Source organism: Stenotrophomonas sp. S49, assembly GCF_016624905.1.
Classification (GTDB): domain Bacteria; phylum Pseudomonadota; class Gammaproteobacteria; order Xanthomonadales; family Xanthomonadaceae; genus Stenotrophomonas.
Window position 1 is genome coordinate 1 of sequence record NZ_JACVUD010000035.1, and the last position, 24,039, is coordinate 24,039.

A 24,039-nucleotide genomic window follows, 5' to 3' on the forward strand; every position below is an offset into this window, starting at 1 on the left:
GTGGCAGCCTTAACAAAATCGCCGCCGCGCGCGGGGCAGGGCCGGGCGCTACCCCTGCGTGCCTTCCGGTAGCGCCGGGCCCTGCCCGGCGGCGTGACCGGTCAGGCCTTCCTGCGTTCGGCGATGTACGCCTGGATCTGCTGTTCCAGCACCGGCAGCGGCACCGAACCCTGCTTCAGCACGGCATCGTGGAAGCCCTTGATGTCGAACTTGTCGCCCAGTTCCTTCTCGGCCTGGGCGCGCAGGCGCACGATGGCGATCTCACCCAGCTTGTAGCTCAGTGCCTGGCCCGGCCAGGAAATGTAGCGATCCACTTCGGTGGTCACTTCGTGCTCGCTCAGCGCGGTGTGGTCGCGCAGGTAGGCCAGCGCCTGGTCGCGCGTCCAGCCCTTGCTGTGCACGCCGGTGTCGATCACCAGACGCGCGGCGCGCCACATTTCGTAGGTCAGGCGCCCGAAATCCTCGTAGGGGGTCTCGTAGATGCCCATTTCTACGCCCAGCTTCTCGCAGTACAGCGCCCAGCCTTCGCCGTAGGCCGAGATGTAGGCATTGCGGCGGAACTCGGGCTGTTCGCCCTGCTCGGCCGCCAGCGCGCCCTGCAGGGCGTGGCCCGGGTCGGATTCGTGCAGGGTGAGCGCGGGCAGGTTGTACAGCGGGCGCGACGGCAGATCGTAGGTGTTCACCCAGTAGGTGCCCATGCCACCGCGACCCGCGGTCCAGAACGGGGCGATATCCGGCGGCACCGGCACGATGGTGAAGCGGGCGCGCGGCAGGGTCATGAACTTGCCGATCTGGCCGTCGGCACGCTTGGAAATCCACGCAGCGCGCGACAGCAGCTCTTCCGGGGTCTTGGCGTAGAACTGCGGGTCGGTACGCAGGAAGGTGAGGAAGTCGGCGAAGCTGCCCTTGAACTCCACCTGCTTGATGATGGCGTTCATTTCCTGCTGGATGCGGGCCACTTCTTCCAGGCCGATCCGGTGGATCTGGTCGGGCGACAGATCCAGCGTGGTGTACTCGTGGATCTGCTGCTTGTAGTACGCCCTGCCGCCCGGCATCGCTTCGGCGGCCAGGGTGGTGCGGGCCTGCGGCACGTATTCGTTCACGAAGAAGGTGCGCAGCTGCTGGAACGCCGGTACGACCTTGCCGCCGATCGCCGCCACCGCCTGCTCGCGCAGCGCGGCCTGTTCGGCGGCCGGAATGCTGTTGGGCAGTTTCTTGAACGGTGCGTACAGCGGCGACTGGGTCGGGTCCTTCAGTTCGGCCACGGTGGCGATGGACACTTCGCGGCCATCAAGCACCGCGCGCGGCACGCTGAAGCCGCGCTTCAGGCCGGCGCGCATGTTGTCGGTCTGCTGGCCGAAGTAGCGCGGCACATCGTTCAGGCGGGCAATGTAATTGCGGTAGTCCTGCGCGGTCTTCATCTCGCGCCGGGCCATGAAGGACAGGTTGGACCAGAACGAGGAATCGGAATTGAACGGCATTTCGTAGCCGCGCAGGCGGGTTTCCTCGGCCAGGTTGAACACCTGGTCGCGATAGATCGCGTAGTTCACCTGGTTGGCCGCACTGAGCGTGGCCGGGTCGATCTTCTTCAGCTCGGCCAGGGTCTGGTCCCAGACCTTCAGCCGGCCCTGCTGGGCGGCGGCGCTGACATCGGGCAGGCGGGTGGCATTGGCCGGTGCATCGCCGTCTTCGCTGGCTTCACCACCGCCGTCCTGGCGCCACTTCCATTCTTTCTCGTAGATCGCGCGGAACGCCGCGTCGGCGGGCGATTCGGCGGCCATGCTGGCCGGTGCGGCGGCAGCGGGCGGCGCGGCCAGGGCAACGGCCGGCGAGGCCAGGGCGATCAGCAGGGCAACGGCAAGACGGGTTTTCACAAGCACAGGTTCCCGGGAAGGCAGACCCCGATGATCGCACCGCCGGCCCCGCGCAGGCATGGGACGAAGGTCCTGCCTGCGCCCGGTAGCGCGGGGCCATGCCCCGCGAGCGCGCAGCGCGGACAACGGAGACATCCGCCGGGCATGGCCCGGCGCTACCACTGGGCATGCAGGGTCCACGCCGTGGTTGGATGCGCTGGGGATCCGACCCCGGCCCTCAATGGCTGGCTTTGTCGCGCTTCCAGCCGCGGTGCTTGATGTCCAGGTGCAGGCTGTACAGCGCGGTGAACGCCGGGAACAGGTTCTGCAGCACGCCCACCGAATCCTGCTTGGCCGAGAACAGAAAGTAGCTGAGCGTCATCAGGCTGCCGACCACGCTCATGTACCAGAACAGGCGCGGGATGACCGGCTTGCCCGCCCGCTTGGAGGCCACGAACTGCACCAGCCAGCGCCCACCGAACATCAGCGCGCCGGTGTAGCCGATCAGCTTCCAGCCGGTCACGTGCAGGCCGGTCCAGTACAGCCAGGTCAGCGGTTGGTCCAGCCAGTGCAGCTCCATCAACGCTCCTCCACCGCAGTGCGCTTGCTGCGGGTGATCAGCCACGCCACGCCGCGCAGGTCGCGGATGCCGACCAGGGCGCGGCCCAGGTTGTTGTACTTGGAAACCCCGGCGGTGCGATGGCGATGGTTCACCGGCACGCTGGTGGTCTTCCAGCCGGCCCGCTGCATCAGCGCCGGCAGGTAGCGGTGCATGTGGTCGAAGTACGGCAGGTCGAGGAAGGCGGCGCGTTCGAACAGCTTGATGCCGCAGCCGGTATCGGGGGTGTCGTCGCGCAGCATGCGCGCACGGATTGCATTGGCCCAGCGGCTGGCCCAGCGCTTGCTGCCGCTGTCCTGGCGGTTCACCCGCCAGCCGGCGAACAGCTTTACCTGCGCATCGGCGGCGGCGCGGGCGGCCAGCAGCTTGGGAATATCGGCCGGATCGTTCTGGCCATCACCATCGAGGGTGGCGATCCACGGCGCGCGCGCGTGCTTGACCCCGGTGCGCACGGCGGTGCTCTGCCCGCTCTGGCTGACATGGTGCAGCACCCGCAGTTCCGGGGTGGTGGCCTTCAGACCCTGCAACACGGCCAGGGTGTCGTCGCGCGAATGGTCGTCGATGTAGACGATCTCGAACGGCAGATGGCCGCGCAGGGCGGCGGTGATCTCGGCCACCAGCGGGGCGACATTGTCGCGCTCGTTGAACACCGGAACGACAACGGAAAGCTCAGGTTGGCTCATGGGGCACTCGGCCAAGAGGGAAACAAAGACCGCGCATTGTCCGCAGCCGAGGTTATCCGAAGATGAACCCGGCTGCGTGAGGAGCCTTCCTCAGGCGCGATCGCCAAAGTACTCGCGGCACCACTGCACCACCGGCGGCAGCCCCTGTTCGATCGGGGTGACCGCGTCGAAGCCGAATGCGTCATGGGCGCGCCGGGTGTCGGCCATGGTGCGCACCATGTCGCCGGGCTGCATGGGCTTGTAGACCTTCTGCGCCGGGCGCCCGGCCGCCTGTTCGATCACACCGATGAAGCGTTCCAGCTCGACCGGGGTGTGGTTGCCCAGGTTGAACACGCGGTGCGGCACCGGCTCGGTGGACGGGTGCGCGAGGGCGCCGAGGATACCGGCCACGATGTCGGAAACATGTGTGAAGTCGCGCTGCATGCGCCCTTCGTTGAACACATCGATGGGGCGGCCGGCCAGCACTGCGCGGGAGAACAGCAGCGGCGCCATGTCCGGGCGGCCCCACGGGCCATACACGGTGAAGAAGCGCAGGCCGGTGGCATGCAGGCCGTACAGCTGGGCGTAGGTGTAGGCCATCAGTTCATTGGCGGCCTTGGTGGCCGCGTACAGCGAGCGCGGCTGGTCCACGCGCTGGTCTTCGGAGAACGGCGGCGTGGCCGAATCACCGTACACCGAGCTGCTGGAGGCGTACACCAGGTGCTGCACACCCCGGTGGCGGCACAGTTCCAGCATGTTGACGAAGCCGGTCAGGTTGCTGTCGACGTAGGCGTGCGGGTTTTCCAGCGAATAGCGCACGCCGGCCTGCGCGGCCAGGTGGATCACCGCGCTGGGCTGCACTTCGTCGAACAGCGCGGCCAGGCCTTCGCGGTCGGTCAGGTCCAGCGTGCGCAGGTCCAGCGTGGGGCACAGCGCGGCCACGCGGTCGCGCTTGATCTGCGGGTCGTAGTAATCGTTGAAGTTGTCCAGGCCGACCACGGCCTGGCCCTGCTCCAGCAGGGCGCGGGCGGTGTAGGCACCGATGAAGCCGGCAGCGCCGGTGAGCAGGAGGGTCATGGCGGGGGCCTCTACGCGCAGGAATGCAGCACAGATGGTACCCGCCTTGGCTCAGGACAGGCCCAGCCGTGGCCGAGCGACATTGAAACGGCCCAGCTCGATGCGGTCGTCGATGCCCTTGGCCTGCAGGCGTTCGAGCAGTTCATCGGCCCCCTCCTGCAGCTTCAACGCCATCTCTTCGGGGTACAGCGGCAGCACCGCGCGGAAGGCGATCGTGCGGCCATCATCGTCCAGCAGTTCGCCAAAGGCCGGCGGCACCGAAGCCGGATACACCACCATGGCCCCGTCGAACCGCACGTCGGCCGCGTAGGGTTCGGCCGGATTGCCATGCGGCACGGTGTGCCCGGGTGCCAGCCAGGTGTCATACAGATGCGGCAGGCGTGCCAGCGTCTGCAGCAGTCGCACCGGCCAGTAGAAGCGCTCGTCCTGCAGCGATTGCGCATCCAGCGGCCAGTGGGCCGGCAGGGTCAGCATCAGTTCGGCGAAATGCGGAACATCCACGCCCGGCGGCAGGTTCATCGGCAGATCGCTCATGCCCGAGGTGACCAGTTGCAGCCAGGGACGGTCGGCCGTGGGCGGCACCACATGCACCAGCACGCGCACCGTATCGGGCAGCGCATCGTCGAACGCGCCCGCTACCGGCCCCAGGTGGCGCTCGATATAAGCACGGATCTGCGCCGTGTGTGGTTGGCCCTGTGCAGGCGAATGCACGGTGTCGCGGCGGTGCAGGTGCATGCGGCTGCCACCCGGGCTGACATCGTCGAAGTCGTTGCTCATGCACGGTTCCCTGTCAGGCCCCGGGGCACGGCGCAGGCGCGCCGTGCGCGAGGCAGAAACCCGGCCGGGCTCAGCCCTGGCGCGTGCGCAGCTTTTCCAGCACGCCGTCCAGGGTGTCCAGGTCGGTGTAGTGGATGATCAGCTTGCCCTTGCCGCCGCGGCCATGGTTGATGGCCACCTTGGTGCCCAGCGATTCGGACAGTTCGGTTTCCAGCGACGCGATGTCGGCCTGCTGCACCTTCGGCGTGGCCACCGGGCGGTTGCTGGGCACCTTGCCGGCGGCGAAGGCCTGCGCGCGGCGCTCGACCTCGCGCACCGACCAACCTTCGTCGGCCGCTTCCTGGGCCAGCTTGCCGGCCAGTTCCGGGGCCAGGGTCAGCAGTGCGCGGGCGTGGCCCATTTCCAGCCGGCGGGTTTCCAGCAGCAGGCGGATCGCCACCGGCAGTTCCAGCAGGCGCAGCAGGTTGGAAACCGCAGCGCGCGAGCGGCCCACCGCTTCGGCGGCCTCGGCGTGGGTCAGGGTGAATTCGCTGATGAGCCGCTGCAGCGCTTCGGCTTCTTCCAGCGGGTTCAGGTCTTCGCGCTGGATGTTCTCGATCAGCGCCATCGCGATGACGGTGCGGTCTTCCAGCTCGCGCACCACCACCGGCACTTCGTCCAGCCCGGCCAGCTGCGAAGCGCGCCAGCGGCGTTCGCCGGCCACGATTTCGTAGTTGCCGGCCGGCAGCTGGCGCACCAGGATCGGCTGGATCACGCCCTGGGACTTGATCGAATCGGCCAGCTCGGAGAGCTTGCCTTCGTCCATCTCGCGGCGCGGCTGGTACTTGCCCGGCTGCAGCTGGCCGACCGCCAGCTTGCGCAGCACTTCACCCGGCAGCGGCTCGATGACAGCAGTGGTGGCCTGCACCTGGCTGACCGCGCCCTTCGGACCCAGCAGGGCGTCCAGGCCGCGGCCGAGGCCTCGCTTCTTGGCTGCAGGCTTGCTGGTCATCAGGCGGTCTCCACGGCCTTGGCGGCCTTGTTGCGTTCGTTGTTGCGACGGATGATCTCGCCGGCCAGGCCCAGGTAGGCCACGCCACCGCGCGAGGCACGGTCGTAGCCGACGATGCTCTGGCCATGGCTGGGGGCTTCGGCCAGGCGCACGTTGCGCGGCACGATGGTGCGGAACACGCGATCACCGAAGTGCTCGGTCAGTTCGGCCGACACCGCGTTGGCCAGGTTGTTGCGCACGTCGAACATGGTGCGCAGCACGCCTTCGATCTCCAGCGCAGGGTTCAGGTTGGCACGCAGCGCTTCGATGGTTTCCACCAGCGCGCTCAGGCCTTCCAGTGCGTAGTACTCGCACTGCATCGGCACGATCACCGAATCGGCGGCGGCCAGTGCGTTCAGCGTGAGCAGCGACAGCGCCGGCGGGCAGTCGATCAGGATGTAGTCGTACTCATCGCGGATCGGCGCCAGCCCGCGCTTCAGGCGCTGCTCGCGCGCTTCCTGTGCCATCAGCTGGATCTCGGCCGCGGTCAGGTCGATGTTGCCCGGCAGCAGGTCGTAGCCTTCGGCGGTGGCCACGCGCACATCGGCGGCGTTGGCTTCACCCAGCAGCAGATCGTAGGTGGAGGCGACCAGTTCGCGCTTGTCCACGCCGCTGCCCATGGTCGCATTGCCCTGCGAATCGAGATCGACCAGCAGCACCCGCTTGGGTGCGTTGGCCAGGGAAGCGGCCAGGTTGACGGCGGTCGTGGTCTTGCCGACGCCACCCTTCTGGTTGGCGATGGCGATGATGCGGGCCATGCAGGTGTGCCTCGTCGACGTGTGCTGGGACCGGTCATTATGCGTACAACCGGCCCCGTGCGGAAATCATGGATCGCCAACCCGTTGTTTCGCAAAGGGCTGGCGGCGGGGTTCAGGGGCCTGTAACGGTGACCAGATGGCGTTCGCCGGCCAGGCCGGGCACGCTCAGCGGGGTCACCTCGCGCACCTGCCAGCCTGCCGGCAGGGCCGCGATCTCGTCATGCGGGTAGACGCCCTTCATGGCCAGCAGCACGCCACCGGGGCGCAGCAGGTGGCCACCGACGCGGACGATGCCGGCCAGGGTGTCCATCGCGCGCGCGGTCAGCTGGTCGTAGGCGCCGGCCTCGTCCAGCGCCTCGGCGCGCGACTCGGCCACGCGGGCATTGGCCAGGCCCAGCTGGCGCACGGCTTCGCGCATGAAGCGCGCCTTCTTGCCGTTGCTTTCCACCAGGGTGACCTGCAGGCCCGGGCAGGCGATGGCCAGCGGGATGCCGGGCAGGCCGGGGCCGGTACCCAGGTCGGCCAGGCTGCCATCGGCCACGAACGGCTGCATGGCCAGCGAATCGAGCAGGTGGCGGGTGACCATCTCCTGCGGGTCGCGGATGGCGGTGAGGTTGTAGGTGCCGTTCCAGCGGTGCAGCAGGGCCAGGTAGCGCAGCAGCGGCGGCGCCAGGTCGGCCGCCAGGCCCATGCTGGCCAGGCCCTGTTCCAGCGTGGCAACCACGCCGGCGGGAAGATCATGTTCGCTCATGCGCACATTATCGCCGGTTTTGCCCGCCGGTTCGCCGCTTCACTGTGCGGCATCAATCGGCATGCCAGGCCAATGCGGCGCGGAACCGGCCGCTGGCCTGCCATTCGTGCAGGTGCCAGCGCTCGGCCTGGCCCAGCTCGGCATCGCAGGCCAGCAGGTGCAGCGCGCCATCGCGGCCGGGGGCCAGGCGAAGGCGGTGCAGGCCGAAGGAAATGCCCTGCCCATGCGCCTTCAGGATCGCCTCCTTGGCGCACCAGACGCGGAAGAACCAGTGCTCACGCTCGTCCACCGACAACCCCTCCAGCCAGGCCACCTCGTCGGGGTGGAAGAAGCGCTGCACGATTTCCAGCAGCCGCGGGCGCGGGCGCAGCAGTTCCAGGTCCACCCCCAGGCGTACGCCCTCGCCCAGCGCCACCAGCAGCACCTCGCCGCTGTGGCTCCAGCCGGTGCCGTAGTGGGCCAGCGCACCGGACAGCTCGGGACGGCCCTTGTCATCGCGCACCAGCGGCAACGCCTCCGGTTTGCCCCCCAGCGCCTGCGCCAGCACCTGCCGCGCCTGCGGTTCACCCCGCTGGCCGGGCACATGCGGGCGCCGCCATACGGTCACCGGGCCGAACCGCCAGGGGCCGTCCAGGGTGGCCGGCAGGCTCATCCGCACGCCCCCGTCACGGGATTGCACGACGGGTTCACGGCGCTGCGCGTCAACTGGCTGCGTTCCCTTCCGGAGGTCACATACATGGGCATCATCATCTGGCTGATCGTGGGCGGCGTGGTGGGCTGGCTGGCCAGCATCATCATGCGACGCGACGCCCAGCAGGGCATCATCCTCAACATCGTGGTCGGCATCGTCGGCGCGTTGATTGCCGGCTGGTTGTTCGGCGGCGGCATCAACGAAGCGATCACGATCCGCACGTTCCTGTTCTCGCTGATCGGCGCGGTGATCCTGCTGGCCATCGTCAACCTGTTCACCCGCAAGAGCATACGGTGATCTGAGGGGTAGCGCCGGGCCATGCCCGGCGTCTCCCTGCCGCCGCTGCGCTCGCCGGGCATGGCCCGGCGCTACCGCTTCAACCCAATTCCACCCATGCCGGGGCATGGTCGCTGGGGCGTTCCCAGGTACGCGGCTCGCGGTCGATGCCCGAGGCCACCGCACTGCCCTTCAGCGCATCGGAGACCAGGGTCAGGTCGATGCGCAGGCCCAGGTTGCGGCGGAAGCCGGCCGCACGGTAATCCCACCAGCTGAACACACCCGCCTCGTCGTTGTGCAGGCGGAAGCCATCGTGCAGGCCCAGCTGCAGCAGCTTGTTCAGCGCGCCGCGCTCGGCGGTGGAGGTGAGGATGTGGTTTTCGTTCCACACCTCCGGGTCGTGCACGTCGCGCGCGTCCGGGGCGATGTTGAAGTCGCCCATCACGATCAGCTTCGGGTGGCGCTGCAGCTCCTGCGCGATCCAGGCATGCACGGCTTCCAGCCAGCGCAGCTTGTAGTCGTACTTGTCGGTGCCGATGTCCTGGCCGTTGACCACGTACAGGTTGATCACCCGCAGATCACCGAAGGTGCCGGCGATGACGCGCTTCTGCTCGTCCTCGAAGCCGGGAATGCCGATCTGCACGTCCTGCGCCGGCTCACGCGACAGCAGGGCCACGCCGTTGTAGGTCTTCTGGCCAGCAAACACGCTGCGGTAGCCTGCGGCGATCAGCGCCGCATCGGGGAACTTGTGGTCCTCCAGCTTGGTTTCCTGGATACCGACGATGTGCGGGCCGAAGTCCTTGAGCCACTGCTCCAGGTGCGGCAGGCGGACATTGAGCGAATTGACGTTCCACGAGGCGATCTTCATGGGGGCCATTCTACCCGGCCCCGCTTTGGTAGACGCCAACCTTGCTTGGCGCGTGAGTCTCCGTGTGCCAACCAAGGTTGTCACCCACCAGAGCAGATCCCGTCAGTAGAGCCACGCCATGCGTGGCTTCACCGCAACAACACCTTCAACAACCCCGCAATCTTCGAATACGGCGGACGCAGCCGGTCGCTGGCCGCCCAGCGTGACTGCCACAGCACCGGCAGCAACTTGCTCATGGCATCGAACCCGGCCCGCCCGTGGTACGCGCCCATGCCACTGGCCCCCACCCCGCCAAACGGCAGCCCATCGGCGGCGAAATGCAGCAGCGTGTCATTCACGGTCACCCCGCCGGCCACCACCTGGTCGAGGATGCGCTCCACCGTCGCGCGGTCCTGGCTGAAGGGGTACAGCGCCAGCGGGCGGTCACGCGACACCACGTCGGCCAGCGCCGCATCCAGGTCCGGGTAGGCCCGCACCGGCAGGATCGGGCCGAAGATCTCCTCGCGCATCAGATCCAGGTCATCCGGCGGGTCCAGCACCACCGTGGGCACCAGCAGGCGCTCGCGGTCGGCCCGCGTGCTATCCACCTGTGCCAACGGAATGACCGGCACGCCGCGCTCGCGGGCCTGCGCCAGATAGCCTTGCAGGCGCTGGTACTGGCCCTGGTTGATGATGCGCGTGTAGTCGTCGGCATCGGCGAAATCCCCGTAACGCGCGCGCACCTGCTGCTGCAGCGCCTGCACGAACTCGCGCTGGCGCACGGTATCAATCAGCACGTAATCGGGCGCGATGCAGGTCTGCCCGGCATTGAACCACTTGCCGGTGGCCAGCCGCGCGGCGGCCTTTTCCAGCGGGAAATCGCGGCAGACGATGGCCGGTGATTTGCCACCCAGTTCCAGCGTGAGCGGCACCAGGTGCTCGGCTGCGGCGGCCATCACCTTGCGACCGACCGCAGTGGAGCCGGTGAACACCAGGTGGTCCAGTGGCAGCGAAGAAACCGCCGCGGCCACGTCCGCACCGCCCTGCACCACCGCCACACGATCGGGCGGGAACACGCTGGCCAGCAGATCGGCCAGGAACGCGCTGGTGCGTGGCGTGTGTTCGGAGGGTTTGAGCAGCACGTGGTTGCCCGCCGCGATGGCCGTGGCCAGCGGCACCAGTGCCAAGGTGACCGGGTAGTTCCAGGGCGAAATCACCCCGACCACGCCCAGCGGTGTCGGCCGCAGCTGCGCGCGCGCCGGCCACAGCTTCCAGCCGGCCGATGCCCGCTGCGGCTTCGACCAGCGCCGCAGGTGCCGGCGCAGGTGGTCGATGGCCGACAGCACGCTCATGCCATCGGCCAGCTTCGATTCGACGTGGGCACGGTGGCCGAAGTCCTCGGCGACGGCCTGGGCCATTTCATCCATGCGCGTCTGCAGCGCCTCGCGCAGGCGGCGCAGGTCGGCGTCGCGCTGGTCGAGCAAGGGGCGCTGGGCCTGCCAGGCGCTGCGCAGGGTATGCAGGAGGGCGGGAAGATCGGCCGGGGCGGTGGTGGTCATGGGCCGACTATACGGCGTGCCGGACCGCGCAACGGTCATCTCGATGACCCCGGACGTACGGGACCGCGCGACGGTAGAGTCGACTGTCAGTCGACTATCGCGCGCAGCGCGGGGTTTCAGAGGTACCGCCAAGAGCAGTCGACCAACGGTCGACTCTACCCCGACGCATTCCCCCAAACAGAAAGGCCGCGGTCTGCACCGCGGCCTTTCTTCATTGCATGGAACCCACCGCTTACTTGGTGATATCCACGTCCTTGGTCTCACGCAGGAACAGGCCACCGATCACCACCGACATCAGCGCGATGATGATGGGGTACCACAGGCCGTAGTACAGGTTGCCGGTACCGGCCACCAGCGCGAACGAAATGGCCGGCAGGAAGCCACCGAACCAGCCGTTGCCGATGTGGTACGGCAGCGACATCGAGGTGTAGCGGATGCGGGTCGGGAACAGTTCCACCAGGTAAGCGGCGATCGGGCCGTAGACCATGGTCACGTACAGCACCAGCAGCCACAGCATGAAGATCGTGCCGCCGTAGTTGATGCGCGAACCATCGGCCTTGGCCGGGTAGCCGGCGGTGGTCAGCGCGCCCTTCAGTTCGGCACCGAAGGCATCGGCCTTGGCCTTGCCTTCTTCCTTGGTCAGGCCGGCGGCCTCATACGAGGTCACACTGGCCGTGCCCACGTTCACCATGGCCAGCGAACCGGCCGCGGCCGGCTGCACGTCATACGGCACGCCCGCCTTGGTCAGAGCGGCGGTGGCCACGTCGCAGGAGCTGGTGAACTTGCGCAGGCCGACCGGATCGAACTGGAACGAGCAGGTGGTCGGGTCGGCAACCACCAGGGCCGGAGAGCTGCTGCGGGCTTCTTCGATGGCCGGGTTGGCGAAGTGGGTCAGGCCCTTGAAGATCGGGATGTAGGTGACGGCAGCCAGCAGGCAGCCGGCCAGGATGATCTTCTTGCGGCCGATACGGTCGGACAGCCAGCCGAAGAAGATGAAGAACGGCACGCCCAGCGCCAGCGCGGCGGCAATCAGCAGGTAAGAGGTGGTGGCATCGACCTTCAGCATGCTGCTCAGGAAGAACAGCGCGTAGAACTGGCCGCCGTACCAGACCACGGCCTGGCCGGCCGCCGCACCCAGCAGCACCAGCAGCATCAGCTTCAGGTTGCCGCCCTTCAGGCTGTCACGGAACGGGGTCTTGGAACCCTTGCCTTCGGACTTCATCTGCTGGAACAGCGGCGATTCGCTCAGCTGCAGGCGGATCCACACCGAAACGCCCAGCAGCAGGATCGACACCAGGAACGGAATGCGCCAGCCCCACGCTTCGAAGGCTTCGTTGCCCAGGAAGTAGCGGCAGGCCAGGATGATCAGCAGCGACATGAACAGACCCAGCGTGGCGGTGCACTGGATGAAGCTGGTGTACAGGCCGCGCTTGTCGTCCGGCGCGTGCTCGGCCACGTAAGTGGCGGCACCTCCGTATTCACCGCCCATGGCCAGGCCCTGGGCCAGGCGCAGGATGATCAGGATCACCGGTGCGGCGAAGCCGATCGAGGCGTAATTGGGCAGAACGCCGACCAGGAAGGTCGAGATGCCCATGATCAGGATGGTGACCAGGAAGGTGTACTTGCGGCCGATGCGGTCGCCAAGGCTGCCGAAGAAGGCCGCGCCGAACGGTCGCACGAAGAAGCCGGCGGCGAAGGCCAGCAGGGCGAAGATCATGCCCGTGGTTTCGTTCACGCCACTGAAGAACTGCTTGGCGATGATCGCGGCGAGCGAGCCGTACAGGAAGAAGTCATACCACTCGAAGACCGTGCCGAGGCTCGATGCGAAGATGACCTTCTTGTGGCCTTTGGTCAGGCTGCCCGCGGCGTCGTGCGCGGTGCTGGGTGTACTGGACATGAGACGTTTTCCCCTTTGTAGGTGCCGACCAAGGGTCGGCACTCAATCTCGGTAGGTGCCGACCTTGGTCGGCACGCTGTTAGAAGCTGTATTTCGTGGTGAACTGCACGCGGTTGATATCGCCCTTGCGCCCGTCTTCGATCTCGCGCACGCCGTACATGTACTCGGCACCGATATCGACCTTGGGCATCGGCGTGTAGAAGATGTTGCCGCGGATGCTCTGCACGCTCTTGGTCACCAGCGGGCCCAGGCTGCCATCGTTGTCGTAGTCACTGCGCGCGTAGATCAGGTTGGTGCGCAGCTTCGGGGTGAACGCATGCCGCCAGCCCACGTAGCCGGCAAGCACGCCGGTCGGGTTCAGTTCGTCACGTGCCACGTCGTAAGCGGTATCGGCGGTCACACCCAGACCGATGTAACGCGCAATGCCGTCACCACCGGTCAGCTGGTAATGCAACGAGTCGTTGCCGCCCAACACCCACTTGCCGCCCACGGTCAGGCCGCCGCCCACCTTGTCTGCCTTGGCCCCGGTGGCCTGGTTGTCGACCTTCAGCTGGCGCACGATGCCACCCACGCCGAAGGTGCCCCAGTCGCCCTTCCAGCCGTAGCGCAGGGTCAGATCGGGCAGGCTGCCGCGGTCGGAGTTGGCGCTGGCATTGGTCCAGGCCCCGGTCACCGGGTTGCGGGTGCCGGTCAGGGTGGTGGTTTCCGGGTTTTCCAGCGCCACGCTGAAGCCGCCGTTGGTGTAACGCACCTGCGCCTGGCGCACGAAGATCACACCGTCGGTGGGACCGACGAAATCGACCGCTTCAGGCAGCGCTGCGGCGTCCATGAAGTTGGACCAGGTCTGGCCGGCCAGCCAGTTGTTCCAGTACATGTACGCATGGCGCAGGGTCACGCCGTAGGTGTTGGTGGCGGTCTGGTTGCCCAGCGAGTTGCCAAAGAAATCCATCTCGAACAGCGCGCCGGACTTGTTGCCCGATTCGCTGACGTTGTCGATGCCGATGTTGAAGCGCGAGAACTTGGCGTGGGCGTTGTAGTCCACGTCCGAGCGCTTGCCGCTGCCGCCGGCGCCGGCCACCGGGGTCTGGCCCGGCAGGTACAGCGCGCGGCCGGTGGCATCGTCGGCCAACTGGCCATCGCCGGTCTGGGTGGCCAGGAAGTCGGCCTTGATGAAGCCGCCGATCTTGACCGTGGTGCCCGGCGCCGCGCCGGGGGTGATGGTGGTGACCTGGATCGGCTGCTTGCCCGCCGGCACGGCCGGCTTCTGCTCGGCCTGCACGGTGCGGACTTCAGTGACCGCCTGCTGGGTCTGCACGATCTGGGTCTGTTGCTGCTGCTGCGATGACAGCAGCGCCTGGACCTGGCGTTCCAGCTCGGCAACGCGCGCTTCCAGTGCCTTCTCTTTGGCGGTTTCTGCAAACGCCATGCCCGGTGCGACCAGGGCAACCAGCAAGCAGGCCGCCAAAGGTTTGCGCACGGCTTTCAACGTACGGTGGCTCATGTTGCCCTCTCTCCCAAGTGGCAAGGTGATGCCGCGCGTGGGGCACGGTCGAGCCGAGACTGCGGGGGGTTTATGTATAGCGGTATTCGCCATTGGTCGAAGCCGGGCTGCTACGGGCCGGTCTTTCGACCAAGGTCTAAGCGCGGCGATAACGCGGGCGGGGGTGGATGGGGCAAACTGAGGGGGAACGGCCGCTGCGATGCTGCGGACGCACATGAAAAGTCAACGTGCAAGTGAGGGTGCCATGGCTGATATCTACCCCGTCGATCCGCAGTTCGCCGCCAAGGCACGCATCGACAAGAAGTCCTACGAACAGCAGTACCAGGCGTCGGTGTCCGATCCGGATGCCTTCTGGGGGAAGGCCGCGCAGCGGCTGGACTGGATGCGTACGCCGACCAAGATCCGCAACGTCAGCTACGACCTGGCGGATTTCCACATCAAGTGGTTCGAAGATGGCGAGCTCAACGCCAGCGTGAACTGCTTGGATCGCCAGCTCGAAACGCGCGGCGACAAGACCGCGTTGCTGTTCGAACCGGACAGCCCGGACGCACCGGCCCAGCACGTGACCTATCGCGAGCTGTACGAGCGCACCTGCCGCCTGGGCAATGCGCTGCGCAACCTGGGCGTCAAGAAGGGTGACCGGGTCACCATCTACCTGCCGATGATCGTCGATGCCGCGGTGGCCATGCTGGCCTGCGCGCGCATCGGTGCGATCCACTCGGTGGTGTTCGGTGGCTTCGCCCCGAACTCGATTGCCGACCGGGTGAGCGATTGCCAGAGCAAGCTGATCATCACCGCCGACGAAGGCCTGCGCGGCGGCCGCAAGGTACCGCTGAAGGCCAACGTGGATGCCGCGCTGAAGCTGCCGGGCACCAACACGGTGGAAACCGTGCTGGTGGTGCGCCACACCGGCGGTGCGGTGGACATGCAGGCCCCGCGCGACCGCTGGTTCCATGACGTGGTGGACAGCCAGCCGTCCACCTGCGAACCGGAGCGCATGAACGCGGAAGATCCTCTGTTCATCCTCTACACCTCCGGTTCCACCGGCAAGCCCAAGGGCGTGCTGCACACCACCGGCGGCTACCTGCTGTACGCGGCCTACACCCATGAAGCGGTGTTCGACCTGCGCGAGGACGACATCTACTGGTGCACCGCCGACGTCGGCTGGGTCACCGGCCACAGCTACATCGTGTACGGCCCGCTGGCCAACGGCGCAACCTCGCTGATGTTCGAAGGCGTGCCCAACTACCCGGACACCTCGCGCTTCTGGAACGTGATCGACAAGCACAAGGTGTCGATCTTCTACACCGCCCCCACCGCCATCCGTGCGCTGATGCGCGAGGGCGAGGAGCCGGTGAAGAAGACCTCGCGCGCCTCGCTGCGCCTGCTTGGCAGTGTTGGCGAACCGATCAATCCGGAAGCCTGGCGCTGGTACTACGAGGTGGTGGGTGACAGCCGTTGCCCGATCGTCGATACCTGGTGGCAGACCGAAACAGGCGGCATCCTGATTTCGCCGCTGGCCGGCGCGATGGATCTGAAGCCGGGTTCGGCCACCCTGCCCTTCTTCGGCGTGCAGCCGGCGCTGGTCAATGCCGATGGCGAGATCCAGGATGGCCCGACCGAGGGCAACCTGATCATCCGTGATTCCTGGCCGGGCCAGATGCGCACGGTGTATGGCGACCACCAGCGCTTCATCGATACGTATTTCCGCACCTATCCGGGCAGCTATTTCACCGGCGACGGTTGCCGCCGCGACGAGGACGGCTACTACTGGATCACCGGCCGCGTGGACGATGTGATCAACGTATCCGGCCATCGCATCGGCACCGCCGAAGTGGAAAGCGCGCTGGTCTCCCACCCGAAGGTGGCCGAGGCGGCCGTGGTCGGCTTCCCGCACGACGTGAAGGGCCAGGGCATCTATGCCTACGTGACCCTGGTCGCCGACGAAGCCCCCAGCGACGAACTGCACAAGGAACTGGTGGCGTGGGTGCGCAAGGAAATCGGCCCCATCGCCACGCCGGACCACCTGCAGTGGGCGCCGGGCCTGCCGAAGACGCGCTCGGGCAAGATCATGCGCCGCATCCTGCGCAAAATCGCCGAGAATGCACCTGACCAGCTTGGCGACACCTCGACCTTGGCCGATCCGTCGGTCGTGGCTTCGCTGGTGGACGAGCGCAAGGTGCGCTGATGCATCACCCGGGGGTCAGATCCCTTTCCGCAAGGAAAGGGCTCTGACTCCGAACAGTTTCCCCCACGGTTCCCCCCGACCATGACCACCCTTCTGATTGCCGATGACCACCCCCTGTTCCGCGAAGCCCTGCGCGGGGCGGTGCAGCGGGTCATCCCCGGCGTGCAGTTGTTCGAGGCCGACAGCGTGGAGGCGCTGTACGCGCTGGCCGACCAGCACAACGATGCCGACCTGGTCCTGATGGACCTGAACATGCCCGGTGCGCAGGGCTTCAATGCGCTCGTACACATGCGGTCGCTGCACCCGCACCTGCCGGTGGTGGTGGTCTCTGCGCGCGAAGAAGCCACGGTAATGCGCCGAGCGCTGGACCACGGCGCGCTGGGCTTCATTCCCAAGTCGGCCGACTCGGACACCATCGGCCATGCCCTGGGCACCATCCTGGATGGCGAAACCTGGGCGCCGCCGGAAGCGCACAATGTGCCGCCCACTGGCAGCGAGGAACGCGAAGTCGGCCAGCGCCTGCGCGAGCTGACCCCGCAGCAGTTCCGCGTGCTGCAGATGCTCGGCGCCGGTCGCTTGAACAAGCAGATCGCCTACGACCTCAATGTTTCCGAAGCGACCATCAAGGCGCACGTGACCGCGATCCTGCGCAAGCTGGGGGTGACCAACCGCACCCAGGCGGTGCTGATGGCCGGCAAGCTGGCCATCGACGACGACGCCATCGTGCTGCCGCCGGAAGAAGACTGACCGTCGCCAGGCATTGCCCGGCGCTACCTTGAACCGCTGCACCGCTGCGCTCGCCGGGCATGGCCCGGGGCTACCGCATCGGCATCGATATAGCCTTCGCTATACAAACCAGCCCTGCCTGCGCGTTTGCCTGGAAATGCGCCACGCGCGGATCGCGGTGCTAAGCTTCGCGTCCCCTTGGGGAGTAGCCGGATTCCTTCGCAGGAATCGTCCACGTCAACATACTCGGCCAGTGCGCCGTGGCGTGGACAACCATGATGGTTGGCGAGACCAGCGGCCCGCGTGCGCAATCTCAGGTTGGGCGCGAATGCGAGCCGTGCGTCCGTCCTTGCCCGACCTTCAGTTGCCGCCAATGTCTCCTGTTTCGATCCTCCTGATCGGCTTTGCCATGTCCACCGATGCCTTCGCTGCGGCGATCGGCAAGGGTGCGGCCATGCGCAAGCCGGTGTTCCGCGATGCACTGCGCGCCGGCATCATCTTCGGTGTCATCGAGGCGATCACGCCCATCATCGGCTGGCTGCTCGGCCGCGCCGCCCTGCAGTACGTGGAAGCCTTCGACCACTGGATTGCGTTCGGCCTGCTGGCCGCACTCGGCATCCATATGATCTACAACGGCGTGCGCCCGGACAGCGGCGAAGAAGAGGAAGACCCCTCGCAGCACCACGGCTTCTGGAAGCTCGCGCTGACCGGTTTCGCCACCAGCATCGACGCGATGGCCGTGGGCATCGGCCTGGCCTTCATGGACGTGCATATCGGCGTGATGGCGGCCGTGATCGGCCTGTGCACGCTGACCATGGTCACCGCCGGCATCATGCTCGGCCGTGTGCTGGGCAGCATGGTCGGCAAGCGCGCCGAGATCATCGGGGGCGTGATCCTGATCATCATCGGTTCGACGATCCTGTACGAGCACCTGCACGGCGCCGCGTAACGCGTTGGTTACCGTGGTCGCCGGGCATGCAATCCCGCATCGTGCCAACCAAGGTTGGCACCCACCGGATCGACGCATGGCGTGGATCTACGGTGACGTTCCTGCGTCGCGCAGCGCGCCCAGGAAGGCGCGCAGCGAGGCGGGCTTGATCGGCTTGGTCAGCACGCGGTAGCCGCGTTCGCGCGCCATCCGCTTCAATTCGTCACGACCATCGGCGGTCAGCAATGCGCCCGGCAGCGGGTAGCCCGCGGCCTCGCGCAGCGCCACCAGCGCATCCAGGCCATCCATGCGGTCATGCAGGTGGTAATCCACCAGCATCACCTGCGGTCGCTCGGCAATCCGTTCCAGTGCCTGATCCACGGTAGATGCGGTGATGACCTGCACCTGCCAGCGACCCAGCAGCGCGCGCATGCCGTCCAGGATCTCCTCATCGTTGTCCACGCACAGCACGCGCAGACCGGCCAGCGAATCGCTGCGCACCGCCGGTGCGGCTGCAGCGACGACAGCGGCCGGCTCGGTGTAGCCCGGCAACGGTGCCACCCGCGGCAGGATGATCGAGAACATCGAGCCACTGCCGACCCGGCTGCGGGCGTTCAAACGGTGGTCCAGCAGGCGCGAGATGCGCTGGCAGATCGACAGGCCCAGGCCCAACCCCTGTTCGCCCCAGTCGAAGGGCTGCTGGTAGCGATGGAATTCATCGAAGATCTGCCGCATGTGGTGTTCGGGAATGCCTGGCCCGGTATCCCACACCTGCAGTTCCACTTCGTCGCCGCGCTGGCGCACGGCCAGCACGATGCGGCCCTGGCGGGTGTAGCGCAGGGCATTGGCCAGGAAGTTCTGCAGCACGCGCCGCAGCAGGCGACGGTCGCTGCGCACCCAGGTGGTGCGCGCGAACAGATCCAGGCGCAGGCCACGGCCCGCAGCCACCGGGGTGTACTGCGCGGCCAGCTCGCGCATCAGCGCGCTCACGTCGAACTCGCCGATGACCGGGTGCAGGCCACCGGCATCCAGCCGCGACACGTCCAGCAGGCCATCCAGCAGTTCTTCGGCCGCGCGCAGCGACGCATCCACGCGTTCAGCCAGGTGCTTCTGCTCATCGCTCACGTGGTCGCTGTCACGCAGCGCCGAGGCGAACAGGCGCGCCGCGTTCAATGGTTGCAACACGTCGTGGCTGATCGCCGCCAGGAAGCGCGTCTTCGACTGCTGCGCCACCTCGGCTTCATGCGAGCGCTCGGCCACGCGCTGCTCCAGCGTCTCGTTGGCTTCCAGCAGCGCTTTTTCCGCGTGCTTGTAATCGGTGATGTCGTTGTAGCTGGTCACGTAACCGCCGCCGGGCAGCGCCTGGCCACGCATCTCGATCACCTTGCCATCGCTGCGGGTGCGCTCGAACACGTGCGGCGAACCGGCGCGCATGTAGCCGATGCGGCGGTTGATCTGCACTTCGATATCGCCTTCGCCCAGCTCGCCGCGTTCGGCGTTGTAACGGATCAGATCGGCCACCGGGCGGCCGACGTAGAGCATGCCGTCGGGATAGCCGAACATGTCCTGGTAACGGCGGTTCCAGGCGGTCAGGCGCATGTCCGGGTCAACCACGCTGACACCGGCACTGATGTTTTCCAGCGTGGTGGACAGGATCTCGCGGTTGAAGCGCAGCTCCTGCCCGGCTTCATCCAGCACTGCCACCACTTCGCCCAGGTCCATGCCCGAACCGCGCAGCAGGCTGGTCAGCAGCAGGCGTGCGGAGGCGGCACCAATGGAGGCGGCCAGCAGACGCTCGGTGAACTGCACCCACGGCCGGTCGGCCGGTGCCGAGGACTGCAGTTCGCGACCCAGCGACTGCGCCTGTTCGAAGAACGAGCGCTGCGCATGGCGCTCGCCCACCACCCGTGCGGCCAGCGCCAGCAGGTCGCCCACGTGCACGTGGCCGGGCCAGCCACCGGCGACCGACGGCCGTTCCGCGTAGGGGTCCAGGAAGGGGGCCGCACGCAGGCGCTCGTCCACGCCGGGGCGCCAGCGCGCGGACACCAGCATCATCGTCGCCGCGTTCACCAGCAGCGACCAGAACGTGCCGTGGGTGAGCGGGTCCCAGCCGGTCATGCCGAACAACTGCTGCGGGCGCAGCCAGTCGATACCGAACGGGCCGTGCTGCACCCACGCCGCATCCACCCAGCCGGCCAGGGTCATCGCCGGCAGCAGCAGGGTGTACAGCCAGGTGGCGAAGCCCAGCAGCATGCCGGCTTCCACGCCACGGCGGCTGGCGCCACGCCAGTACAGACCGCCAATCAACCCCGGGGCGAACTGCGCCACCGCTGCGAACGCCATCAGGCCGTAGGACGCCAGGGTGCTGTCGTTGCTGCTGCTGCGGTAATAGCTGTATGCCATCAACGCCAGCAGCAGGATCGCCAGGCGGCGGATCCACAGCACGCGCGAGGCCACGTCGGCCGCTTCCTGGTGGTCGCCACTGCGGCGCAGCAGGACCGGCATCACCAGGTCGTTGCTGACCATGGTGGCCAGCGCGATGGACGAGACGATGACCATGCCGGTGGCCGCCGAGAAACCGCCGACGTAGGCGATCAGGGCCAGCGCATTGCGCCCTTCGGCCAGCGGCAGGGCCAGCACCATGGCATCGTCGGCCACGCTGCCGCCGGTGCCGAACAGGCTGACGCCGGCGGTAGCGATCGGCAGCACCATGGCCGAGATCAGCACCAAGTAACCGCCGAACATCCAGCGCGCGCGGCGCACGTCGCGCACATCGCCGCACTCCACCACCGCCACATGGAACTGGCGCGGCAGGCAGATGATGGCCAGGAAGCTGAGCAGGGTCTGCGAAATGAAGCCCACCGGCGGCAGGCCGGTGAACAGCGTATGCACCGAGGCGACCACCGCTTCGCTGCGGTCGCTCAGCCACAGGTAGGCGAACACGCCCACCGCCAGCATCGCGCACAGCTTGATGACCGATTCAAAGGCGATGGCCAGCATCATGCCGTGGTGGTGCTCGGTGGCGTCGACCTGGCGGGTGCCAAACAGAGTGGCGAACAGGGCCATCAGCAGGGCCACGTACAGCGCCGGGTCGGTGAAGAAGCCGGTGGGCCCGCTGTTGCCGGTCAGCACCTGCAGGCTCATGGCCACGGCCTTGTACTGCAGGGCCAGGTACGGAACGATGCCGATCAGGGCGATGATCGCCACCAGCGCGGCCAGCCGCCGCGAGCGGCCGAAGCGCGAGGAGATGAAATCGGCGATGGACACCACGTTCTGGCTGCGTGCGATCAGCGCCAGCCGCTCGATGATGCGCCAGCCGAACAGCAGCAGCAGCAACGGGCCGATGTAGATCGGCAGGTAGCCCACGCCGTTGCGCACGGCGGTGCCCACGGCACCGTAGAAGGTCCACGACGAACAGTAGACGGCCAGCGCCAGGCTGTAGACCACCGGCCGCAGCCACGGGCGGTCGGGGTACATCGGCCGTCGGTCACCCCACCACGCCACGCCGAACAGCAGCGCGGCATAGGCAACCGAGACCAGCAGCAGGATCCAGCTGGAGACCACGCGTGCGTTTCCGTCAGGACAGGGGCCAGTAGATCACGACCGTTGGTCGTGAGGGTAGGTCATGGCGGCAGGTGCCCACCAGCAGGGGTGGGCACATGCCAGGTACCGACGTTACTGGGCCGGCACGCCCATTTCCTTCAGCAGCTCCGGCGCCGGGTAGACCTTGGCCAGCAGCCAGCGCAGGTAGCGCATGTCCACGTGCACCGCACGCTTGTAGCGCGGGTCGAACCACCAGCTGGCGCTGACCGATTCCCAGTTGCTGTCGAAGTTCAGGCCGATCAGTTCACCCTTGGCGTTGAGCACCGGCGAGCCGGAATTGCCACCGGTGGTGTCCAGGTTGGTCAGGAAGTTGACCGTCTGGGTCTTCAGCGCCGGGTCGGCGGTGCTGCCGAAATCGCCCTTGGCGATGGCCGCCAGCAGCGGCTTGGGCGCGTCGAACGGATAGGCGTTGGTGTTCTTTTCGACGATGCCGGCCACGGTGGTCACCGGCGAATAGGTCACGCCATCACGCGGGTGCAGTGCCTCGACCTTGCCGTAGCTGATGCGCAGGGTGCGGTTAGCATCGGGGTAGACGGCGCGGCCCTGCTTGGCCCGCCAGGCGAACAGCGCCTGCATGTAGGCCGGGCGCAGGCGCAGCTGTTCGCCCTCGCGGGTCTTGCTTTCGTTCTCGATCCGCAGCTGCGCGGCCACCAGCGGGCCGGCCACGGCAATCAGCGGATCGGCGGCAAGGGCCTTGCCTTCGCGGGCGGCGGCGAAACGGCTCAGGCGCTGTGCCTCGTCACCCAGCTGGGTGCTGGCGTACAGGGTATCCAGGGCCTTGGCCAGCTGTTCGGGGGTGCGCCCGAAGGCGGTATCGAACTCGGCCACGCGCTGCGCGTCCGGCAGCTGCTGGTAGCGGGTCAGCAGGCTGCCCAGCAGGGCCTTCTCGACCTCGGGTGCGTAGCGGCGCTGCACCTGCTTGAGCACGCCCTCGATCATCGCCTGGTCGCGCTGCTGGAAGCCGGTCTCGCGCTGCGCGTCCGGCTTGGCCGATTCGATGCGCAGGCGTTCCAGCAGCAGTGCCGAACGCAGCAGCTGGGTCTGCAGGGCCATCTGGTCCAGCAGCAGGTCGCGCTCGCCCACCGCCGCACCCTGCGACAGGTTGGTCAGCAGCGCCTTGATATCGCCCTGGTAGCGGCGGTCGGTGGCGGCCAGCATGGCCGACTCGTCGGCGGCGCGCTGGGCCTTGGCATCGCTGCGCAGCAGGCCTTCCAGCTCGCCGGCGGCGCGCTTGCGGTTGTTCTTCAGCGACTGCAGCTGCGAGGCGTAGCGGGTACGCGCCTGCGCATCCTTGGCCGTGGCCGCTTCGATCGTGTCGATCATCTGCTGGAACACCGATACCCGGCGCGGCAGCACGGTGTCGATCTGGCCAGCGAATTCGGCCGCCGTGCGGTGGCGGTAGGTGATGCCCGGGTAGCCGGCCAGCATCGCGTAGTCGCCTTCCTTGGGACCTTCCAGCGACATCTGCAGGTGTGCCGGCGCCTGGTAGGGCACGTTGTCCTTGCTGTACGGGGCCGGCTTGCCGTCCTTGCCCACGTAGGCACGCAGCAGGGTGAAATCGCCGGTGTGGCGCGGCCACATGAAGTTGTCGATCTCATCGCCGTAGTTGCCGATCGCACGCGGCGGCGCGTAGACCAGGCGCACGTCGCTCAGCTCCAGCTGGGCAATGCGGTAGAAATCGGTGCCGTAGTACATGTTGGCCACCGAGCAGCGCACGTTGCCGGTCTTCTCGCACTCGGCCACGATCTGCTTGCTGGCCGCGTCCACCGCGTCGTAGTACGCGCGGCCGGTCTTGCCACGGGCCTGGGCCAGCACCTGGTCGGTCACCTTGTCGAAGCCGACGGTCACCAGCACGCGGAAATCCGGGTTGGCCGGGCGCTCATCGGCGCGGCCCTGGGCGATGAAGCCGTTGTCGATCAGGTTGTGCTCGGGCGAGCTGTTGTACTGGATCACGCCCATCGCCACGTGGTGGTTGGTCAGCAGCAGGCCATCGGCCGACACGAACGAACCGGTGCCACCGCCGGCACGCACCACGGCGCTCAGCGGCGGCGCGGTCACGTTGGCCAGGTCGGCCGGATCGCCCTTGAAACCGGCCGCCTGCAGCGGCTTGGCCAGGTCGGGCAGCTGGGTCGGCATCCACATGCCTTCATCGGCGTGGGCACCGGCGGCCAGGGTCAGGCCCAGGGCCAGGGCGGCAGGAAGGGTTTTGCGGGCAGACATCGGCACTCCGGCAATACAGAACAGCCGGGGACCATAGCCGCTGGGGCAGGCCGGGGCAACGGCCGATGGTTGGGTG

At 67.3% G+C, this 24,039-nt stretch carries 19 protein-coding genes and 1 riboswitch; of the genes, 4 read left to right on the top strand and 15 right to left on the bottom strand.

The features are described from left to right. Positions 1–101: 101 nt before the first annotated feature. From IAE58_RS09695 to IAE58_RS09735, 9 genes are all read right to left on the bottom strand, one after another. A complete protein-coding gene (locus IAE58_RS09695) occupies positions 102–1,874 on the bottom strand; it encodes a DUF885 family protein (RefSeq protein ID WP_199933125.1) in 1,773 nt (590 codons plus the stop codon). Positions 1,875–2,091: 217 nt separating this feature from the next. Continuing rightward, positions 2,092–2,433: a lipid-A-disaccharide synthase N-terminal domain-containing protein gene (locus IAE58_RS09700; protein WP_108757547.1), complete on the bottom strand. Its 342-nt coding sequence runs from the start codon at positions 2,431–2,433 to the stop codon at positions 2,092–2,094. Next, a complete protein-coding gene (locus IAE58_RS09705; RefSeq protein ID WP_108754613.1) occupies positions 2,433–3,155 on the bottom strand; it encodes a glycosyltransferase family 2 protein in 723 nt (240 codons plus the stop codon). The genes IAE58_RS09700 and IAE58_RS09705 overlap by 1 nt, the downstream gene beginning before the upstream one ends. Positions 3,156–3,245: 90 nt before the next feature. Further along, positions 3,246–4,211 (bottom strand): NAD-dependent epimerase/dehydratase family protein, encoded by a 966-nt coding sequence (locus IAE58_RS09710; RefSeq protein WP_108754614.1) that lies wholly within the window; start codon positions 4,209–4,211, stop codon positions 3,246–3,248. A 51-nt stretch (positions 4,212–4,262) separates the two neighbouring features. Next, positions 4,263–4,988, bottom strand: coding sequence for a suppressor of fused domain protein (locus tag IAE58_RS09715; RefSeq protein ID WP_199933126.1), 726 nt, complete (start codon positions 4,986–4,988; stop codon positions 4,263–4,265). 70 nt (positions 4,989–5,058) lie between these two features. Further along, positions 5,059–5,979: a ParB/RepB/Spo0J family partition protein gene (locus IAE58_RS09720; RefSeq protein ID WP_108751359.1), complete on the bottom strand. Its 921-nt coding sequence runs from the start codon at positions 5,977–5,979 to the stop codon at positions 5,059–5,061. Continuing rightward, complete coding sequence (locus tag IAE58_RS09725; RefSeq protein WP_199933127.1) at positions 5,979–6,776, bottom strand: ParA family protein; 798 nt, start codon at positions 6,774–6,776, stop codon at positions 5,979–5,981. Before IAE58_RS09725 ends, IAE58_RS09720 begins: the two co-directional genes overlap by 1 nt. 112 nt (positions 6,777–6,888) lie before the next feature. Then, complete coding sequence (rsmG, locus tag IAE58_RS09730; protein WP_108754900.1) at positions 6,889–7,527, bottom strand: 16S rRNA (guanine(527)-N(7))-methyltransferase RsmG; 639 nt, start codon at positions 7,525–7,527, stop codon at positions 6,889–6,891. 52 nt (positions 7,528–7,579) lie between these two features. Further along, entirely contained in the window at positions 7,580–8,179 is a 600-nt protein-coding gene (locus tag IAE58_RS09735) for a 4'-phosphopantetheinyl transferase superfamily protein (RefSeq protein WP_199933128.1), read from the bottom strand. Positions 8,180–8,263: 84 nt separating this feature from the next. Here IAE58_RS09735 and IAE58_RS09740 point away from each other — a divergent pair, with 84 nt between their 5' ends. Continuing rightward, complete coding sequence (locus IAE58_RS09740; RefSeq protein ID WP_108754901.1) at positions 8,264–8,515, top strand: GlsB/YeaQ/YmgE family stress response membrane protein; 252 nt, start codon at positions 8,264–8,266, stop codon at positions 8,513–8,515. Positions 8,516–8,594: 79 nt separating this feature from the next. On the opposite strand, the gene xth is transcribed toward IAE58_RS09740, so the two are convergent. The 4 genes from xth to IAE58_RS09760 form a co-directional block, all read right to left on the bottom strand. Then, on the bottom strand, positions 8,595–9,362 hold the full coding sequence (gene xth / locus IAE58_RS09745; RefSeq protein ID WP_199933129.1) for an exodeoxyribonuclease III: 768 nt from the start codon (positions 9,360–9,362) through the stop codon (positions 8,595–8,597). Between the two features lie 128 nt (positions 9,363–9,490). Next, positions 9,491–10,900, bottom strand: coding sequence for a coniferyl aldehyde dehydrogenase (locus tag IAE58_RS09750; RefSeq protein WP_199933130.1), 1,410 nt, complete (start codon positions 10,898–10,900; stop codon positions 9,491–9,493). A gap of 232 nt (positions 10,901–11,132) precedes the next feature. Continuing rightward, positions 11,133–12,797 (bottom strand): MFS transporter, encoded by a 1,665-nt coding sequence (locus IAE58_RS09755; RefSeq protein ID WP_199933131.1) that lies wholly within the window; start codon positions 12,795–12,797, stop codon positions 11,133–11,135. Positions 12,798–12,876: 79 nt separating this feature from the next. After that, on the bottom strand, positions 12,877–14,298 hold the full coding sequence (locus IAE58_RS09760) for a DcaP family trimeric outer membrane transporter (RefSeq protein WP_199933132.1): 1,422 nt from the start codon (positions 14,296–14,298) through the stop codon (positions 12,877–12,879). 244 nt (positions 14,299–14,542) lie between these two features. Between IAE58_RS09760 and acs the strand changes: the two genes are divergently transcribed. The 3 genes from acs to IAE58_RS09775 all read left to right on the top strand — a co-directional run bounded on the left by acs (position 14,543) and on the right by IAE58_RS09775 (position 18,161). Then, positions 14,543–16,486 (top strand): acetate--CoA ligase, encoded by a 1,944-nt coding sequence (gene acs, locus IAE58_RS09765; RefSeq protein WP_199933133.1) that lies wholly within the window; start codon positions 14,543–14,545, stop codon positions 16,484–16,486. An 81-nt stretch (positions 16,487–16,567) separates the two neighbouring features. Then, on the top strand, positions 16,568–17,233 hold the full coding sequence (locus IAE58_RS09770) for a response regulator transcription factor (RefSeq protein WP_006477308.1): 666 nt from the start codon (positions 16,568–16,570) through the stop codon (positions 17,231–17,233). 173 nt (positions 17,234–17,406) lie between these two features. Further along, positions 17,407–17,496: riboswitch (yybP-ykoY riboswitch) on the top strand. 89 nt (positions 17,497–17,585) lie between these two features. Beyond that, a complete protein-coding gene (locus tag IAE58_RS09775; RefSeq protein ID WP_108754625.1) occupies positions 17,586–18,161 on the top strand; it encodes a manganese efflux pump MntP family protein in 576 nt (191 codons plus the stop codon). A gap of 87 nt (positions 18,162–18,248) precedes the next feature. On the opposite strand, the gene IAE58_RS09780 is transcribed toward IAE58_RS09775, so the two are convergent. Beyond that, the gene (locus IAE58_RS09780; protein WP_108754626.1) at positions 18,249–21,704 is read right to left on the bottom strand and encodes a PAS domain-containing hybrid sensor histidine kinase/response regulator; all 3,456 of its coding nucleotides are present in this window, start codon (positions 21,702–21,704) and stop codon (positions 18,249–18,251) included. Between the two features lie 111 nt (positions 21,705–21,815). Continuing rightward, complete coding sequence (locus tag IAE58_RS09785; RefSeq protein ID WP_199933134.1) at positions 21,816–23,963, bottom strand: S46 family peptidase; 2,148 nt, start codon at positions 23,961–23,963, stop codon at positions 21,816–21,818. Between the last annotated feature and the right edge of the window lie 76 nt (positions 23,964–24,039).

Bases quoted from the DNA above. Each gene is read 5' to 3' on its own strand.
- IAE58_RS09735 (WP_199933128.1), bottom strand. From the start codon at position 8,179: ATGAGCCTGCCGGCCACCCTGGACGGCCCCTGGCGGTTCGGCCCGGTG.
- IAE58_RS09715 (WP_199933126.1), bottom strand. From the start codon at position 4,988: ATGAGCAACGACTTCGACGATGTCAGCCCGGGTGGCAGCCGCATGCAC.
- IAE58_RS09785 (WP_199933134.1), bottom strand. From the start codon at position 23,963: ATGTCTGCCCGCAAAACCCTTCCTGCCGCCCTGGCCCTGGGCCTGACC.
- IAE58_RS09710 (WP_108754614.1), bottom strand. From the start codon at position 4,211: ATGACCCTCCTGCTCACCGGCGCTGCCGGCTTCATCGGTGCCTACACC.
- IAE58_RS09725 (WP_199933127.1), bottom strand. From the start codon at position 6,776: ATGGCCCGCATCATCGCCATCGCCAACCAGAAGGGTGGCGTCGGCAAG.
- IAE58_RS09755 (WP_199933131.1), bottom strand. From the start codon at position 12,797: ATGTCCAGTACACCCAGCACCGCGCACGACGCCGCGGGCAGCCTGACC.
- IAE58_RS09705 (WP_108754613.1), bottom strand. From the start codon at position 3,155: ATGAGCCAACCTGAGCTTTCCGTTGTCGTTCCGGTGTTCAACGAGCGC.
- IAE58_RS09750 (WP_199933130.1), bottom strand. From the start codon at position 10,900: ATGACCACCACCGCCCCGGCCGATCTTCCCGCCCTCCTGCATACCCTG.
- rsmG (WP_108754900.1), bottom strand. From the start codon at position 7,527: ATGAGCGAACATGATCTTCCCGCCGGCGTGGTTGCCACGCTGGAACAG.
- IAE58_RS09770 (WP_006477308.1), top strand. From the start codon at position 16,568: ATGACCACCCTTCTGATTGCCGATGACCACCCCCTGTTCCGCGAAGCC.
- acs (WP_199933133.1), top strand. From the start codon at position 14,543: ATGGCTGATATCTACCCCGTCGATCCGCAGTTCGCCGCCAAGGCACGC.
- IAE58_RS09720 (WP_108751359.1), bottom strand. From the start codon at position 5,979: ATGACCAGCAAGCCTGCAGCCAAGAAGCGAGGCCTCGGCCGCGGCCTG.
- IAE58_RS09700 (WP_108757547.1), bottom strand. From the start codon at position 2,433: ATGGAGCTGCACTGGCTGGACCAACCGCTGACCTGGCTGTACTGGACC.
- IAE58_RS09760 (WP_199933132.1), bottom strand. From the start codon at position 14,298: ATGAGCCACCGTACGTTGAAAGCCGTGCGCAAACCTTTGGCGGCCTGC.
- IAE58_RS09740 (WP_108754901.1), top strand. From the start codon at position 8,264: ATGGGCATCATCATCTGGCTGATCGTGGGCGGCGTGGTGGGCTGGCTG.
- IAE58_RS09775 (WP_108754625.1), top strand. From the start codon at position 17,586: ATGTCTCCTGTTTCGATCCTCCTGATCGGCTTTGCCATGTCCACCGAT.
- xth (WP_199933129.1), bottom strand. From the start codon at position 9,362: ATGAAGATCGCCTCGTGGAACGTCAATTCGCTCAATGTCCGCCTGCCG.